Raw genomic sequence first — 16,373 nt, forward strand, 5'->3', positions numbered from 1 at the left:
CTGTATTACCTTTACTTGACGCTGACGCCGTCGAAGCGCGCATAACCGAGCGGCTCGATGCGCATGTCGACCACCTTCTTGCTGACAGGCTGGTACACGGTCGAGTGAGCGATCGGCGAGAACGGCAGCTGCTGCGCGAAGATCTGCTGCGCCTGCATGTATGCCGTCGTACGCGCGCCTTGATCGGACGTGACGCGGCCCTTCTGGATCAGATCGTCGAACGGCTTGTAGCACCACTTCGAGAAGTTATTGCCGTTGATTGCTTCGCAGCCGAGCAGCGTGCCGAGCCAGTTGTCCGGATCGCCGTTGTCGCCGGTCCAGCCGATCAGCATCGTGTCGTCTTCACCCGCGTGAGCGCGCTTGATGTACTCGCCCCATTCATACGTGACGATCTTCGCCTTCACGCCGATCTTGGCCCAGTCGGCCTGGATCATTTCCGCCATCAGACGGGCATTCGGGTTGTACGCGCGTTGCACCGGCATCGCCCACAGCGTGATGTCGAAGCCGTTCGGAAAGCCGGCCTTCGCCAGCAGTGCCTTGGCCTTGTCCGTATCGTAGGACGCGCTCTTCAGGTTTTTGTCATACGACCATTGGGTCGGCGGCATCGGGTTCGTCGCGGCCTGGCCTGCGCCTTGATACACCGACTCGATGATCGCCTTCTTGTTGATCGCCATGTCGAGCGCCTGACGCACTTCGAGCTTGTCGACCGGCTTGTGCGTCACGTTGTACGCGAGGTAGCCGAGGTTGAAGCCCGGCTGCGACGGCATGTCGATGTTCGCTTCAGCCTTCAGCGGCGCGATGTCGGCAGGACGCGGATAGCTCATCACCTGGCATTCGTCGCGCTTGATCTTCTGCACGCGCACGCCGGCATCCGGCGTGATCGAGAAGATCAGCTTCGAGATCTTCACTGTGTTCGGCTTCCAGTAATCCGGATTGCCGTCGAAGCGGATCGTCGCGTCCTTCGTGTAGCTGCGGAAGATGAACGGGCCCGTGCCGACCGGATACTGGTTGATGTCGGCAGCCTTGCCGGCCTTCATCAGCTGGTCGCCATATTCACCCGACAGGATCGACGCGTATTCCATCGCCAGATTCTGGATGAACGGCGCGTTAACTTCCTTCAGCGTGAACTTGACCGTGTACGGATCGACCTTTTCGACGCTGGTGATCAGCTTGTCGAGGCCCATGTCGGTGAAGTACGGAAACTGCACCGGATACGCCTTATGGAATGCCGAGTTCGGGTCCAGCATGCGCTGGAACGTGAACACGACGTCGTCCGCATTGAATTCGCGCGTCGGCTTGAAGAACGACGTGGTCTGGAACTTCACGCCATGACGCAGATGGAACGTGTACGTCTTGCCGTCCGCAGACACTTCCCACTTTTCGGCGAGGCCCGGCTCGACCTTGGTGCCGCCGCGCTCGAATTCGACGAGACGGTTGTAGACGGTGAAAGTGTTAGCCGTGAAATCGGTGCCCGTGGTGTATTGGGCCGGATCGAAACCCGCAGGGCTGCCTTCTGAGCAGTAAACCAGGGTTTTATTCGGAATCTCGGCGCGCGCGACACTTGCGCCCACCATTGACGCCGCTGCAGCAGCGACGAGCGTCGTAACACGCGCGGCGCGCAACAGGTTGTTTTGCTTCATGTTTCCTCCAGGTTCGGGGCCGGCTTCCGCCGGCGTAGCGCGATCTTACTTGAGCTTGGCTCACACCAACAAGCGGAGGAAAATACCCCTGTTGACGATGGGAAACAGTTGGGGCATAAGGACGGCCGCACGCCGGCGCTGGCCGGAGCGTGCGGCGCCAGGGGCGGGGCTCGGCAAAAAGCGGCCCACGGGTCGTTGCCGGCGGCTATTTCAGGCCGACATTCATGAATTGCGTCGGGCCGAACGGGTCGATCTTGAAGCCCGTGACGTCTTTGCTGATCGGCTGATACACGGTGGAGTGGGCGATCGGCGTGAACGGAACCTGTTGCTTGAAGATTTCCTGCGCTTCCATATATGCCTTGGTCCGCTCGGCGAGATCGGTGGTGCCACGGCCTTTCCTGATCAGGTCGTCGAAGGGTTTGTAACACCATTTGGAGAAATTGCTGCCCTTCACCGCATCGCAGCCGAGCAACACCCCAAGCCAATTGTCAGGATCGCCGTAGTCCCCCGTCCAGCCGATCAGGATCGCCTCGTGTTCGCCAGCATGGGCGCGGCGGATGTACTCGCCCCACTCGTACGTGGCAATCGTCACCTTGACGCCGATCTTCGCCCAGTCGGCCTGTAGCATTTCGGCCATCAGCCGGGCGTTCGGGTTGTAGGGCCGCTGGACCGGCATGGCCCACAGGGTCAGGTCGAAGCCGTCCGGGTAGCCGGCCTCCTTCAGCAACGCCTTGGCCTTATCAATGTCGTAAGGCGCATCTTTCAGGTTCTTGTCGTAGCCCCATTGGGTCGGCGGCATGGGATTTGTCGCGATTTGCCCGGCGCCCTGATATACCGACTCGATGATCGCTTTCTTATTGATCGACATGTCCAGCGCGCGCCGCACCAGCACGTTGTCGAGCGGTTTTTTGGTCGTGTTGTACCCGAGGAAGCCCAGGTTGAAGCCGACCTGGCTCGGCAGAGCCAGCGACGAGTCGGTCTTGATCTGCGGAATATCCGCAGGACGCGGATAGCTCATCACCTGACATTCGCCACGTTTCAGTTTCTGCAACCGCACCGAGGGATCCACGGTGATCGCGAAGATGAGCTTGCCGACCTTCACGACGCCTGGTTTCCAGTAGTCGGGATTGCCGTCAAAGCGGATCGTGTCGTCCTTCGTATAGCTGCGGAAAATGAACGGGCCCGTGCCGACCGGGTATTGGTTGATATCGGAAGCCTTGCCGGCTTTCAGCAGTTGATCCGTGTACTCAGCCGACAGAATCGCCGCGAACGGCATCGCGATCTGCTGCAGGAACGGCGCATCGACCTCCTTCAGGGTGAAACGCACCGTGTACGGATCCAGCTCCTCAACCTTGGCGATGTTCTTTGCCAGTCCGAGATCGACGAAGTAGGGAAACGGGACCGAATACGCCTTACGGAACGGCTGGTCGGGATCCAGCATCCGCTGGTAAGTGAAGACAACGTCGTCGGCATTGAATTCGCGGGTCGGCTTGAAGAACGAGGTGGTCTGAAACTTCACGCCGTGCCGCAGGTAGAACGTGTATTGCAGGCCGTCCGGCGACACCTCCCACTTCTCGGCGAGGCCCGGCTCGATATCGGTACTGCCGCGGGCGAATTCGACAAGGCGGTTATAGACCGTGTACGAGGCGGCGGTGAATTCGACGCTGGTGGTGTACTGCGCGGAATCGAAGCCCGCCGGACTGCCCTCGGAGCAAAACACGAGGGTTTTGTCGGGCAAGGTGGCCGCGTCGGCGGCGGCGGGCGCGAGGCCGGCGGCCAGGACCGCGCAGGCGCTCAAGACTGGCAGGCAGGTATGGCGAACTGCAAACAGCAATCGGGATACTGTCATCACGTTCTCCGCACAGCAGCCAAGTCAGCTGCGTCTTGATCATAGGCAGCAGAAAAATCGCGTTCAATGCGGGCTTACACGCGCAGGCGTGCCGGCACAAAATGCCTGGACTACCCGGAGGCGAGATTTCCGGCACAAAAAAAACCGCGCGGCTGGATAAGCCGCGCGGTTTTGTACAGATGCTGCCCAGAACTTAAGCGCCCAGCCGTTCGCAGATCGCCTTGGTCGCCGCAGCGCCATTGAGCGTATAGAAGTGCAGGCCTGGCACCTTCGCGTCGATGAGACGCCCGCACAGGTCGGTCACCACATCCAGCCCGAACGCGCGAATCGACTCGCGGTCGTCGCCGAAGCTCTCCAGACGGCGCGCGATCCAGCGCGGCACTTCCGCGCCGCACATCTCCGAGAAGCGCATCAGCTGCGAGAAGTTCGTGATCGGCATGATGCCCGGCACGATCGGCACGTCGACGCCGATCTGCCTCGCGTCGTCGACGAAACGGAAGTACGCGTCCGCGTTGAAGAAATACTGCGTGATCGCCGAATTGGCGCCGGCCTTCACCTTATGGGCGAAGTTTTCCAGATCGTGACGCGGCGAGCGCGACTGCGGGTGGTACTCCGGGTAGCCGGCCACCTCGATCCAGAACCAGTCGCCAAACTCGGCGCGGATAAAGCTCACCAGTTCCGACGCATAACGCAGTTCGCCGACTTCGCCCATGCCGGACGGCAGGTCGCCGCGCAGTGCGACGATGTGGCGGATGCCATGCGCGCGGTACTCGTTGAGGATTGCACGCAGGCTCTCTTTCGACGAGCCGATGCACGACACGTGCGGCGCCGCTTCGAGCCCTTCCTTCGCCATTTCGACGACGGTATCGAGCGTGCCCTGTTGCGTCGAGCCGCCGGCGCCGAACGTGACGGACACGAACTTGGGCTTGAGTGGCGCGAGCTGCGCGCGGGTGGCGCGCAGCTTGTCGACGCCTTCCTGCGTTTTCGGCGGGAAGAATTCGAATGAAAGTTCGATCGGGTTCATGATTCAGTAGATCAACCGATGCTGCGGTTGCCGAAAATAAGCGCGGACAGCAGCCACGAAACGATGCTGTACAGAATCGAGCCAAAGAATGCCGACCAGAAACCCGACACTTCGAATCCCTTCAGCAGCGAGGCGCACAGCCAGAAGCACAGCGCATTGACCACCAGAATGAAGAGTCCGAGCGTGACGATCGTGACGGGCAGCGTCAACAGGATCAGCACCGGTCGCAGGATCGTATTGATCAACCCGAGCACCACCGCGACGATCAAGGCGGTGCCGAAACTGCGGATATGAATCGACGGTACCAGGTAGGTGATGATCAGCAGCGCAAGCGCGTTGATCAGCCAGGTCAGCAGCACGGTCATGTAGAGCTCCTTTTCAGGCAGGATGTCCGGTTGAACGGAACGAGGCGGGCATGGCGAACCAGGCGGCGCCTTGCGCGCCGCCTGGTCATCACACTGTCATGCTTTAAACCGCCCGCGTGCTTGATGTTATGTAGCAGCGGCTACTTAGTAGCGGTAGTGGTTCGGCTTGAACGGACCGTTCTTGTCGACGCTGATATAGCTCGCCTGATAGTCCGACAGCACCGTCAGTTCCGCGCCGATACGGCCCAGATGCAGACGTGCGACCTTTTCATCAAGGTGCTTCGGCAACACATAGACCTTGTTTTCGTACTTGTCGCCGTGAACGAACAGCTCGATCTGCGCGATCGTCTGGTTCGTAAACGATGCCGACATCACGAACGACGGATGACCCGTCGCGCAACCCAGATTCACGAGGCGCCCTTCGGCCAGCAGGATGACGCGCTTGCCGTCCGGGAAAATGATGTGGTCGACTTGCGGCTTGATGTTTTCCCACGTGTACTTGCGCGTCGATGCCACGTCGATTTCCGAGTCGAAGTGACCGATATTGCAGACAATCGCGTTGTTGCGCATGGCAGCCATATGATCGTGGCCGATCACGTGGAAGTTGCCCGTTGCCGTCACGAAGATGTCGGCCTTGTCGGCCGCGTATTCCATCGTCACGACGCGATAGCCTTCCATCGCCGCTTGCAGTGCGCAGATCGGATCGATTTCCGTGACCCACACCGTGGCGCCCAGACCGCGCAGCGATTGCGCGCAACCCTTGCCCACGTCGCCGTAACCTGCAACAACCGCGATCTTGCCCGCGATCATCACGTCGGTTGCGCGCTTGATGCCGTCGACCAGCGACTCGCGGCAGCCATACAGGTTGTCGAATTTCGACTTCGTGACCGAGTCGTTCACGTTGATGGCCGGGAACGGCAGGCGCCCTTCCTTTTCCATCTGATACAGACGATGCACGCCGGTCGTGGTTTCTTCGGTCACGCCCTTGATGTGCGCGAGACGCGTGGAGTACCACACCGGATCCGCATCCAGATGACGGGCGATCGATTTGTAGAGCGCCACTTCTTCTTCGTTTTCCGGTTTCGCGATCACCGAACGGTCTTTCTCGGCCTTCGAGCCGAGGATCAGCAGCAACGTGGCGTCGCCGCCGTCGTCGAGGATCATGTTGGCGAATTCGCCATTCGGCCATTCGAAAATGCGGTGCGAGAATTCCCAGTATTCGTCGAGCGATTCGCCCTTGAATGCGAACACCGGCACGCCGCCTTCCGCAATCGCGGCGGCTGCATGATCCTGCGTCGAGAAAATATTGCACGATGCCCAGCGCACGTCAGCGCCGAGTGCCGTCAAGGTTTCGATCAGCACGCCGGTTTGAATCGTCATGTGCAGCGAACCCGCGACACGCGCGCCCTTCAGCGGCTGCGAGCTCTTGTATTCCTCGCGCGTCTGCATGAGGCCGGGCATTTCGGTTTCGGCGATGTTCAGTTCCTTGCGGCCCCAGGCTGCAAGCGACATATCGGCGACGAGAAAATCTTGCTTTGAATCGAGAACTGCGGCGTTCATCACGCCCTCCTTTCTAAGAAATTGACTAGAAATTTGACGTGAGCGCGGTTCGATGCGGTGGCTGGGAAAGCGCTATGCGCGTCCGAGCCCTCCGATTGAAGCCTCCGAGCCTGGCGGGCGGCCGGCGAATATGCTGATTCGCGGTACCCGTCGCAACGCTCCTCGAAGACGAACGGCGATTGTAGCAAATCAAGATGGCTTCGGGGTGTGGATCGGGTTGGTGCCTGCTAGTGCCTTTTTGCCGTTCTTTGGTATTTGGCCACGGGCGGTGGTAAGCCGGCGCGGTGCGCCTGGGCGCCCCGGCGCTTTCGCAGCAGGGGGTGCAAGGGCGCAGCGCGCGTTGGCCCTGTTTCTGACCGCTTCGACCTTTGGGTCTACGCAGCGTGATTAGGGAGGGTCGGCGCGGCAGGCTCCGTGGCGACATTTGCAATGCGCAATTGCGCGATGCCCGCTCGCGCGGTTTCGAGGAACTGCCGCGAAAACCGGAATGCATCCGCCGTATCGGCGGGATCCGGCGTCTGCATGCCAAGCGCGATGCGGAAATAACGTTCGGCGTGAATGCCCGCGTGATAGTGCATGCGTACGCGCTTCGCGTCATCCAGACGCCGGTTGCCGAAAATGTCGCGCAAGGCCCACGAAAACGCGCCGTCTTCGCCACCAATGCGACGGAACGCATCATCCATCGGAAAGCCGCCGAGCGCGGCATACACCGCGCGGCGGATGATCAGGCTGCTCGGCACCGTATTGCTGAGCGTCGCGGCGTGCTGTGCGAAGTCACCGTGGCTGGTGAGTTCGGCCGGGAAATCCGTGTAGTCGACGTCGAGCCGCACGGACACTTCCTGCGGATTCTGCGCGAGAAACGCGCTCGCGGCGGCTAACGCGCCGGGCAGGTATTCGTCGTCGGCGTCGAGGAAGGCAAGCAGTCCATGAGCCGCATGCATCGCGCCCCAGTTGCGCGCCCGAGCCGGGCCGCCGTTGTGAGGCATCTGCAGCAGGCCCACGCGAGGGTCGAGACGCCCGTAGTGTGCGACCAGGTCTGTGGAGGCATCAGTCGAGCCGTCGTCCACCACGATGATCTGCGCGGCCTGCGGCTGAATCAGGCAACTTTGGAGTGCACGGGCGAGCGTCGCCGCGCCGTTGTAGCAGGGAATGATGATCGAGATGGGCGTCATGGACTGAAACGGGCGCTGCGGGCCGAACGGTAGAAAACCGGCGATGGTAGCCCGTTTCCAGCGGCGTCCATCCTGGAAAAACGATGAGCATGGCCCCGCCGAGCAACGCACTGCGCGAACGGCGCCGCCACGAAGCGCACCATCGGTTGCGCCGAAACATAAATACGATGACTTACAATCGCTCAATTCATTCCAAATTGGAATTCTGGAGCCTGAGATCGTGGAACTACGAGCGCTGCGGTATTTCGTCGAAGTGGTTCGTCAACAGAGCTTCACCGTCGCCGCCGAGCAGATGTTCGTCACGCAGCCGACCATCAGCAAAATGGTCAAGTCGCTGGAAGATGAAATCGGCTCGCCGCTGCTGCTGCGCGACGGGCGCCAGATGGTGCTGACCGACGCCGGCCGGATCGTCTACCAGCGCGGTCAGGACGTGCTAGCGGCGCACGCGCAGCTGCAGGCCGAGCTGAACGATCTCGACACGCTTGGCCGCGGCGAACTGACCATCGGCATTCCGCCGATGGGCGGCTCGCTGTTCACGCCCGCCATCGCCGCCTTCCGCCAGCGCTACCCGAAAATCGAACTGAAGCTGTTCGAGCAGGGTTCGCGGGCGATCGAAGCCGCGCTGATCCATGGCGAGCTGGAGTTGGGTGGCGTGCTGCAGCCGGTCGACCCGGAAAACATCGAGGTGCTGCCGATGACGCGGCAACTGCTGTGGCTGGTCACGCGCATCGGCTCGCGCTGGGACGATCTGCATGAAGTGCCGCTCGCCGAGCTCGCCAACGAGCCGTTCGTGTTCTATGGCGAGAGTCTCGCGCTCAACGATGTCGTGCTGAATGCGTGCCGCACCGCGGGCTTTGCGCCGACCATCGTCGGGCGCAGCGGGCACTGGGATTTCATGGCCGCGCTGGTGCTGGCCGGCGTCGGCATCGCGCTGTTGCCGGCGCCGTATTGCCGTCGGCTCGACCCGGCGCAGTTCACCTGCCGCCCCGTGGTGAAACCGGAGATTCCGTGGGAAATGGCGATTGGCTGGCGCCGCAACGGCTATCTGTCGCACGCGGCGCGCGCGTGGCTGGAGGTGGCTCGGGAGACGCTGCCGGGTCAGGCCGGCGACGATTTCATGCTGGGGCCGGGCATCGGCATGACCGGTATCACTGCGCCTGTTCAGACGCCGTCGCCGTAAATGCGGCCATCGCAGACGCGGCCGCCGCGAATGCCGCCACCGCAACGCGGCCGGCCAAATGACAACATGCCGCCCGACGCGAACCGGGCGGCATGTCTTCTTGGCAAGGCTTATCTCAGAGACCCACCTCAAAGGTCAACCTCAGAGATCAACCTCAAAGGTCAACCTCAGAGATCAACCTCAGAGATCAACCTCAGAGATCAACTTCAGACACCCACCTCAGAGACTGGCCCCCAAGGCTAACTAAGCCCCGTCAATCCTGCTTCGCGACAAACTCGATGCGGCGGTTGGCAAAGCGGCCGCTCGCGGTATCGTTGCTCGCGACCGGACGCGCGTCGCCATAACCTTGCGCGACGAGCGAATCCGCCGGCACACCCGTCTTCACAAGATACGCGCGAACCGCTTCGGCGCGCTTCTTCGACAGTTGCAGATTGGCTTGTGCGCCGCCGACATTGTCCGAATAGCCAGCCACTTCGAGCTTCGCCGTCTTGCCGTTGCGAGCGCAAGCATTCAGCACTTGCGCCGACTGGTTCAGATCTTCCAGCGCCGAAGCCGGCACACGCGCGCCGGCGCTTGCAAAGTTGATCACTTGCAGGTTCAACACCTTGACCACATCCGCTACCGCACATGAACTGTCCGGGGTGAGCAGGCCCTTGATCGCCCCGCGGAAGTTCTCGGTTGCGTTGGCGACCGCCTGTTCGACGTTGAACGAACCGATCTGATACGACGCGCCGAACAGCGACTTCAGTTTGTCGAGCCAGCCGAGCTTCGCGTTCGCCGCGCTGCCGCTCAGTTCCACGTGCGTGCCATCCATTTTGACCTCCGCACCCGGCAATGCCAGCAGCGGCAGCAGGCCGTCCAGATGAGCGAGCCAGTCGGCCGGCCTGGTGTCCTGATCGACGGTGACGTTCGCGGCGAAATTGCCGGCGCCAAAGCGCTTTGTCAGCGCCTCGATCAGCTGGGTCTTTTCGGCTTCGCTGCCGACCGTTGCGGTGAGCGTCGGCTTGCCGGCGTTGTCAACCATGAAGCTGAGCTGGCTGTCTTTGGTCGGCGCGGGCGCGGCGGCGGGTTGCTGCGCTTCGCTGGCGGCGCTTGCGGCTACAGCGGCGGGCGTCGAAGCCGCGACCTCGCTGGCCGCGGGCGTTGAAGCCGCGGCGGCCGAGGCCTCGACCGGTGCGGACGCGGGCTGCGCCGTTGCCGCGGCTTCCGCGCTGCTTTGTTCGCCTCGTTGCTCGTTTTGGCAACCGCGCAGGAACAGGAAAGCCAGCACCGCAGCGATCGCCGCGAGCAGCCACCACAGCCCCTTGCGCGAACGGCGCTCTTCGCGCACCACCGCGTCGGCTGGCACGCGGATGCTCGACAGGGCCTCGGCCACCGGCTTGGCGGCAGGTGTCGGATGGTCGATGTGCGCCGAGACCGCTTTCAGCTGCGACAGAATATTGCCGGTAAACGCGCCCAGTCCGCTCAGGCCAAGGCCAGCCATAAGCCGGTCGTTCAGGTACGGCGCAATGGCCGGCAGTTGATGGCCCAGCAGTGTAGGCAGCTGGCCGGCGTTGCCCTGCCCTTCGAGAAAGTGCCGCTTCAGCAGGCCCAGCAGCGTTGCGCCGACGATACCCGTCATGGCGTGCGTCGCATGCGCCGGCACGCCGGTTTGGGTAGCAACTTCGTCGCTGAGCGTATCGACGCGGCGATCGAGTGCACGCTCGAGCAACTGGCGCCCGACGCCTTCCAGCTGGCTCAAGCCGGTGGTGCTGCCGAGCAGTTGCGGCAGCTGCTCGGCGATGTGGCCGTTCACCTCGGGCGAGAGGATCATTGCGAACAGCGAACGCGCGCCGTCGAGCGTCGCGCCCTTCTGCATCAGGCCGGCGACTAGCGCTGGGCCGGTTGTTGCAAGCACCTTCTGGGTCGCGTCCGGCGGCAGCCCGAAGCGGGCCGCCAGCTGTCGCACGACACCGTCCGTCAACGCGGACTGAATCAGCTGAATCACATTGATACTCATCGCTTCGCTTCCTTGAGTTCCCGAACGCGCCACCTGACGCGCTCTTTTTCGCGGCGCGATTATAGGAGCATGAAAATCTCAAAAATGAGTCGACAAGATTAATTACAAAAAACTCCAATCTCGTTTGAAAAATCGCGTTTTATTAAAGCGAATTTACAGTCGCACGCGGCTGATGCACTACACCGATGTAGTAGTTCTTCTGACATACCATACAGCCACCCAAGAGGCTGATTGTAGGGATTTTATGGGAATTCAATTCCCAACAAAAAACAATAGACCACCCCGTCGTTCTGCCGTACCGTTAGCAGTAATTTATTGAACCCGGCTTCATTAAAATTACGCCATTATCAAAACATGCGCCCTCCATAATTTAAATTTGCCGTTCTTAATGGACCATCCATATTGGTGACCGCAACCGGAACATTCACGATGAGCCACTATCTTAAATATGCCGATTCCCTCGAAGTCACGCAAATGGATGAGGACGCCGTAAGCCATCAGATTGCCGAATCGATGGCGCGAGTGGGCCACGCAGTGTTCTCCCGGCACTGCCACGCCACGCGCAATGCCCATGCAAGAAGCCATGGAATATTGAAGGGCGAACTGGCGATAGAGGGTCTTTTGCCTGCCCACTTGGCACAAGGGCTCTTTTCTAAACCGGGCCGTTATCCAGTCGTCATCCGCCTCTCCAGCTCCCCAGGTGAAATTGGGCCGGACAGTCAACCGGCCGCGCGTGGATTTGCGATCAAGATTCTGGGCGTTGCAGGCAACAAAGTTCTGCCCGACGACTCCGGTCATACACAGGATTTTTTGCTGGTGAACAGTCCGTCGATCGCCTTCGGCGATGTCCGTTCGTATCAGCGCATGCAAGATTTTCTGGAGCGGGTAGAACACGATCCAGACGGAATGGCCGGCGCAGCGGCAAAGCTGAAGCGCTCGCCCGATCCCAAGCTCGAAACCATGCTGGCCGAAGTGCTGCGCGCAAATAGCAACCACATTCTGGGTGAAACCTTTTATTCGATGGCTGCCGTGCGGTTCGGCGAATACGTCGCGAAAATAAGCGCTGCACCCGCATCAGACGAGGTTCGAGCGCTGACCGGCGCGCCGGTCGACACACGTCACCGTCCGTCCGCATTTCGCGACATCGTCGTCGATTTCTTTCGCCAGTATGGGGCCGTGTATTCCCTTCGGGCGCAACTGTGTACCGATCTCGCCCGCATGCCCATCGAAAACGCCGCTGTTGTATGGGACGAGAGCGTTTCGGCCCATCAAATCATTGCGCGAATCACGATCCCCAGACAGGAAGCCTATAGCCCGGCCCGGCAAGCATACGGTGACGAGGTGCTCTCGTTTAATCCATGGCACGCGATCGAGGCCCATCGGCCTTTGGGCTCGATCATGCGGATTCGCAGAAAGGTGTACGAGCAATCCAGCCGGTACCGCCACGCGGTGAATGGCGAGCCACGCAGGGAGCCGGAAGACATATCGGAACTGCCTGACTAGCAACTCGATCAGCGCAACCCCACTCAACGTAAAGCTTAACGGTTGCCGACCCGTCTTCGGCTAATTTCTACTGCGAGGCATAGTATGAACATCGCATCCACCGCTGCAAATCGAACCCAGGCGAAAAGCCGAACCCGGGAAGAAATTATTCAGGCTGTCGAGGAGGCGGTACCTGATGCGTCTGCGCAATCGAAGAAAGCGCTGATCGATGACCTGGTCGCGCAGGAAGCCGACGAGACGCTAGCTGAAAATGGTTCGGCCGGCCGTGTCGGCCTGAAAAGCGGCAACGTTTCCGAACTCACCTCCATCGTCACGCTGAAACCCGGTGGCGCCGAGCGTTTGCGCCGCCTGTTCGCCATGGTGCGCGGAAATTTTTCCGGCGCGAACCGCGTCGCCACGTTGCACGATATGCGCTTCGTTTTCCTGGAAAACGACACGAAATTGTTGTTTGCAACAACGTACGACGGCGACTGGGACACTTACATCGGAGACTTCGCAACGAAGATTCCCGACTTGATGGACCTGCTTTTCAGTTCGGTGGAAGGCTGGCCCGGCATCAGGAGCCCGGACGTCAAGGATTTCATTGTCTCGAAGCAGATCACCGCAGCAGGGTGGTACGTCGCCAATCCCAAACAGTCTGTCGTTGACGTAAAGCGCAACGCAAAGATTGCAGAAACGCTCGATACGTTCCTGGACGAATTTGGAAAGATCGCCTGAACAAGTGGTGCTGACGGCCGGCCTACGAACCGGCCGCCCGAGACCCGGGCTTCGGCCCATGTTGGCGCGACGCCTCGCTCCGCGACATTGGAGCGGCACGAACGTCGCGCCTCCCTTGTTTCCCGGGTACCTGACATTCTCTCAACCGGAGGCAATCATCCTCGAACTCAATGCCATTCAGGCGTCCATTTTGCGTCATCGTCCGCAACCTTATGTAGGCACCCACCTTGCGCTACGGATCGACAATCCGGAGCACGGACGATTACTCATCAAGCGGCTAACGCCCCATATCGCTTCCGCCGCCAACTGCGGGAATCTGCAGTCATGGATTTCCATCGGCATCAGCTACGCCGGGCTGCGTTTGCTCGGCTTGCCCGAGGCGTCACTGGCGAGCTTTCCTGAGGCGTTCCGAACAGGCATGGAGGGGCGAGCAACCCAACTGATGGACACCGGTCCGAACGCGCCGGGTAATTGGGATGAGGCATTTCAGGGCAGCCAGATGCACGTCTGCCTCAACGTCTTCAGCAGCGGCGGCGAAGCGTGGCAAAAAACCCTGGCCGTTGCCCATGAGCAATTCGTCGATCTGCATGGCGTAACACTGCTCGGCTCCCATGATTTCGGCTCCCATCCGGACAATCTCAATCCATTCGGCTACAGAGACGGGATCTCCGAGCCCGCAATCGAAGGTAGTGAAGTTGAGCCGCTGCCGGGTCAAGGCGCACCGATCAAGGCGGGTGAATTTATCCTCGGCTATCCCGGCGAAAGTGGCGAACCGCTCAAGATGCCGCAGCCAGATATTCTCGGGCGCAACGGCACTTTTGTCGCATTCCGGAAGTATCGCTCGCGGCTCGGGGCGTTCAACGATTACCTGAGATCGCAGGCATCAACCCCTGCGGGACGCGAACTGATCGCCGCAAAACTGGTGGGACGCTGGCGTTCCGGTGCACCGCTCACGCTTGCGCCCGAGACCGACGACCCGGAACTCGGCGCCGACTATCGTCGTAATAACGATTTCACGTACGCGGACGACCCGAACGGCCACCGCGTCCCGCTCGGCTGTCACATGCGAAGAATGAATCCCCGTGACAGCAAGGTTTCCGTGATGACGGACGTCAACGTTCATCGCTTAATCCGGTGTGGCACGTCGTACGGCAAACCCTACGATGAAAGTGTGACCTCGAGTCAGGATCAAGATGACGAGCGGGGCGTTTATTTCATGCTCATCAGCGCGAAAGCCCACGAAACGCTCGAGTTCTTGCAGCGCGAGTGGATCAACAACGGAAACTTTCAAAGTCTTGGGGACGAGCGGGACCCGTTGATCGGTCTGCACGAAGAGAGCGATATGTTCACCGTTCCTGCGAAACCGGTTCGCCGGCGGCTGCTGGGCATTCAGACCTTCAACGTTCTGAAAGGCGGGGAGTACCTGTTTATGCCGAGTTTGCCGGCGCTGCAATGGATCGCCGATAGCGGTCAGTAGAAGCGCGCCACGTCATCGATCGGTGACTCCCCAGTACTTGCCCGGCAGCATGCACCCCGGCCGCGCCGCGCAGGGACGGAAAGCAGGTGCCCTCACCTGCTGCTTCCGTACTTCGATCAGACAGCCAGGGTCGAGCGGCGCGGCGCCGTTTCACTACCGCGCCGGCTCGCCGCAATCAGTTCGGCCGCGCGCTCACCGATCATCACCGTCGGCGAATTCGTGTTGCCGCCGATCAGCGTCGGCATCACGGAGGCATCGACGATCCGCAGCCCCGTCACGCCGCGCACCCGCAACTGCGGATCGACCACCGATTGCGCATCGCCACCCATCCGGCACGTTGCGACCGGGTGATAGATCGTGTCGGCATGCTCGGCGATGGTCCGGCGCAATTCCGCCTCGGTCTGGCCGGCATGCGTGTACAGCTCCTTGCCGCCATGCAGCGCCAGCGAAGGCGCGTCGAGAATGCGCCGCGCCATCTGCGCACCTTCCACCAGCAGGTCGAGATCGCGCGAGTCGCTGAAAAACCGCGGATCGATCACAGGCGCGGTGCGCGCGTCGGCGCTCGCGAGCGTCACCGTGCCGCGGCTATGCGGCCGCAACACGCACACGTGCAGCGAATAACCATGGCCCCAGTGCATACGGCGGTTGTGGTCGTCGACAATTGCCGCGCAGAAATGCAGTTGCAGGTCCGGGCGCTCGAGCGTTGGCCGGCTCTTCAGGAAGCCGCCCGCTTCGGCGACATTGCTCGACAGCATGCCTTGCCCATGCCGCATGAAGCTCACAAACTGCGGCAGCATCCGCGCGATGCCGCGAATCGAAAAGCCGGTCGGCTCGATCGACGACACCCGTTTGTTGATCGTGAAGTCGACATGGTCGATCAGGTTCTGGCCGACCTCGGGCGCGTCGTGCAGCACGGCAATGCCAAGCGACTGCAGATGCGCGGCCGGCCCGATGCCCGAGCACATCAGCAGTTGTGGCGAATTGAACGCGCCTGCTGCCAGTATGACCTCGGCACGCGCTTCCAGCGTTTCCGTACGGCCGCCACGCACGATTTCGACGCCGCACGCACGTTTGCCGTCGAAGCTCACGCGCAACACCATCGCATCGGCGAGCGTATGGAGATTGGGGCGCTCGCGGTCATAGATATAGGCGCGCGCGACACTGCAGCGCCGTCCGTCGCGCTGCGTCACCTGGTAGAAACCGACGCCTTCCTGGTCCGCTCCATTGAAGTCGCCATTAGGTTTGTAACCGGCTTCCGTCGCGGCCTGCACGAAACGCTTCGAAAACGGATTGCGATAGCGCAGATCGGACACGCTCAGCGGGCCGTCCGCGCCGTGCCATGCATCGGCGCCGCGCTCGTTGCCTTCGGCGCGGCGGAAATACGGCAGGACGTCAGCCCACGACCAGCCTTCGCAGCCGAGCTGCGCCCATTCGTCGTAATCGAGCGGATGGCCGCGCGTGTAGATCATTGCATTGATCGCACTCGACCCGCCGAAACCCCGCCCGCGCGGCTGATAGCCATGGCGTCCGGCGAGTCCCGGCTGGGGCGTCGTCAGATAACCGTAGTTGGTCTTGAGTTTATGCGGCACGACGGCCGCCACGCCCACCGGTATGTTCACGAACAGATTGCGGTCCGTATGCGGACCGGCTTCGATCAGGGCGATCGTGGCGTCCGGGCAGCTATCCGCCAGACGGCTCGCGAGCGAGCAACCGCCCGAACCCGCACCGACGATGATGTAGTCGTATTGCATCCGCTCCTCCTGGTGGGGCTGCGTTGCTCGCAGACCCTATCGAGTGCACACTTGTCTACGTGTGCTTCATCGGCATTGTAGGGAGCGTTCGGGCGCGACGGCGGGTTCGTGTCAGAGCGATCCCTCTAAACGAAAG

At 61.2% G+C, this 16,373-nt stretch carries 12 protein-coding genes and 1 riboswitch; of the genes, 4 read left to right on the top strand and 8 right to left on the bottom strand.

Going from position 1 to position 16,373, the window contains the following annotated elements:
• Nucleotides 1–11: 11 nt before the first annotated feature.
• The 6 genes from AYM40_RS19385 to AYM40_RS19410 form a co-directional block, all read right to left on the bottom strand.
• Complete coding sequence (locus tag AYM40_RS19385; RefSeq protein ID WP_063497592.1) at nucleotides 12–1,640, bottom strand: ABC transporter substrate-binding protein; 1,629 nt, start codon at nucleotides 1,638–1,640, stop codon at nucleotides 12–14.
• A 205-nt stretch (nucleotides 1,641–1,845) separates the two neighbouring features.
• Nucleotides 1,846–3,489, bottom strand: a complete 1,644-nt coding sequence (locus AYM40_RS19390; RefSeq protein WP_063497593.1) for an ABC transporter substrate-binding protein — start codon at nucleotides 3,487–3,489, stop codon at nucleotides 1,846–1,848.
• Nucleotides 3,490–3,682: 193 nt separating this feature from the next.
• On the bottom strand, nucleotides 3,683–4,513 hold the full coding sequence (gene metF, locus AYM40_RS19395) for a methylenetetrahydrofolate reductase [NAD(P)H] (protein WP_063497594.1): 831 nt from the start codon (nucleotides 4,511–4,513) through the stop codon (nucleotides 3,683–3,685).
• 11 nt (nucleotides 4,514–4,524) lie between these two features.
• Complete coding sequence (locus AYM40_RS19400; RefSeq protein ID WP_028198543.1) at nucleotides 4,525–4,878, bottom strand: phage holin family protein; 354 nt, start codon at nucleotides 4,876–4,878, stop codon at nucleotides 4,525–4,527.
• Between the two features lie 144 nt (nucleotides 4,879–5,022).
• A complete protein-coding gene (ahcY, locus tag AYM40_RS19405; RefSeq protein WP_063497595.1) occupies nucleotides 5,023–6,438 on the bottom strand; it encodes an adenosylhomocysteinase in 1,416 nt (471 codons plus the stop codon).
• Between the two features lie 33 nt (nucleotides 6,439–6,471).
• Nucleotides 6,472–6,608: riboswitch (S-adenosyl-L-homocysteine riboswitch) on the bottom strand.
• A 204-nt stretch (nucleotides 6,609–6,812) separates the two neighbouring features.
• Nucleotides 6,813–7,610, bottom strand: coding sequence for a glycosyltransferase family 2 protein (locus tag AYM40_RS19410; protein ID WP_063497596.1), 798 nt, complete (start codon nucleotides 7,608–7,610; stop codon nucleotides 6,813–6,815).
• 220 nt (nucleotides 7,611–7,830) lie between these two features.
• On the opposite strand from AYM40_RS19410, the gene AYM40_RS19415 reads away from it, so the two are divergent.
• Nucleotides 7,831–8,790, top strand: coding sequence for a LysR family transcriptional regulator (locus tag AYM40_RS19415; protein WP_063497597.1), 960 nt, complete (start codon nucleotides 7,831–7,833; stop codon nucleotides 8,788–8,790).
• A gap of 253 nt (nucleotides 8,791–9,043) precedes the next feature.
• On the opposite strand, the gene AYM40_RS19420 is transcribed toward AYM40_RS19415, so the two are convergent.
• Nucleotides 9,044–10,789, bottom strand: coding sequence for an OmpA family protein (locus AYM40_RS19420; RefSeq protein WP_063497598.1), 1,746 nt, complete (start codon nucleotides 10,787–10,789; stop codon nucleotides 9,044–9,046).
• A gap of 591 nt (nucleotides 10,790–11,380) precedes the next feature.
• Here AYM40_RS19420 and AYM40_RS19425 point away from each other — a divergent pair.
• The 3 genes from AYM40_RS19425 to AYM40_RS19435 all read left to right on the top strand — a co-directional run bounded on the left by AYM40_RS19425 (nucleotide 11,381) and on the right by AYM40_RS19435 (nucleotide 14,486).
• Nucleotides 11,381–12,292: a catalase family protein gene (locus AYM40_RS19425; RefSeq protein WP_236720868.1), complete on the top strand. Its 912-nt coding sequence runs from the start codon at nucleotides 11,381–11,383 to the stop codon at nucleotides 12,290–12,292.
• Nucleotides 12,293–12,376: 84 nt separating this feature from the next.
• On the top strand, nucleotides 12,377–13,009 hold the full coding sequence (locus AYM40_RS19430; RefSeq protein ID WP_063497600.1) for a hypothetical protein: 633 nt from the start codon (nucleotides 12,377–12,379) through the stop codon (nucleotides 13,007–13,009).
• A 58-nt stretch (nucleotides 13,010–13,067) separates the two neighbouring features.
• Nucleotides 13,068–14,486, top strand: coding sequence for a Dyp-type peroxidase (locus AYM40_RS19435; protein ID WP_236720869.1), 1,419 nt, complete (start codon nucleotides 13,068–13,070; stop codon nucleotides 14,484–14,486).
• A gap of 116 nt (nucleotides 14,487–14,602) precedes the next feature.
• On the opposite strand, the gene AYM40_RS19440 is transcribed toward AYM40_RS19435, so the two are convergent.
• On the bottom strand, nucleotides 14,603–16,237 hold the full coding sequence (locus AYM40_RS19440) for a GMC family oxidoreductase (RefSeq protein WP_063497601.1): 1,635 nt from the start codon (nucleotides 16,235–16,237) through the stop codon (nucleotides 14,603–14,605).
• Nucleotides 16,238–16,373 lie beyond the last annotated feature (136 nt).

This window comes from Paraburkholderia phytofirmans OLGA172 (assembly GCF_001634365.1).
Classification (GTDB): domain Bacteria; phylum Pseudomonadota; class Gammaproteobacteria; order Burkholderiales; family Burkholderiaceae; genus Paraburkholderia.

Excerpts from the sequence above, each read along its gene's own strand:
- AYM40_RS19385 (WP_063497592.1), bottom strand. The coding sequence starts at position 1,640 with ATGAAGCAAAACAACCTGTTGCGCGCCGCGCGTGTTACGACGCTCGTC.
- AYM40_RS19390 (WP_063497593.1), bottom strand. The coding sequence starts at position 3,489 with ATGACAGTATCCCGATTGCTGTTTGCAGTTCGCCATACCTGCCTGCCA.
- metF (WP_063497594.1), bottom strand. The coding sequence starts at position 4,513 with ATGAACCCGATCGAACTTTCATTCGAATTCTTCCCGCCGAAAACGCAG.
- AYM40_RS19400 (WP_028198543.1), bottom strand. The coding sequence starts at position 4,878 with ATGACCGTGCTGCTGACCTGGCTGATCAACGCGCTTGCGCTGCTGATC.
- ahcY (WP_063497595.1), bottom strand. The coding sequence starts at position 6,438 with ATGAACGCCGCAGTTCTCGATTCAAAGCAAGATTTTCTCGTCGCCGAT.
- AYM40_RS19410 (WP_063497596.1), bottom strand. The coding sequence starts at position 7,610 with ATGACGCCCATCTCGATCATCATTCCCTGCTACAACGGCGCGGCGACG.
- AYM40_RS19420 (WP_063497598.1), bottom strand. The coding sequence starts at position 10,789 with ATGAGTATCAATGTGATTCAGCTGATTCAGTCCGCGTTGACGGACGGT.
- AYM40_RS19430 (WP_063497600.1), top strand. The coding sequence starts at position 12,377 with ATGAACATCGCATCCACCGCTGCAAATCGAACCCAGGCGAAAAGCCGA.
- AYM40_RS19435 (WP_236720869.1), top strand. The coding sequence starts at position 13,068 with ATGTTGGCGCGACGCCTCGCTCCGCGACATTGGAGCGGCACGAACGTC.
- AYM40_RS19440 (WP_063497601.1), bottom strand. The coding sequence starts at position 16,237 with ATGCAATACGACTACATCATCGTCGGTGCGGGTTCGGGCGGTTGCTCG.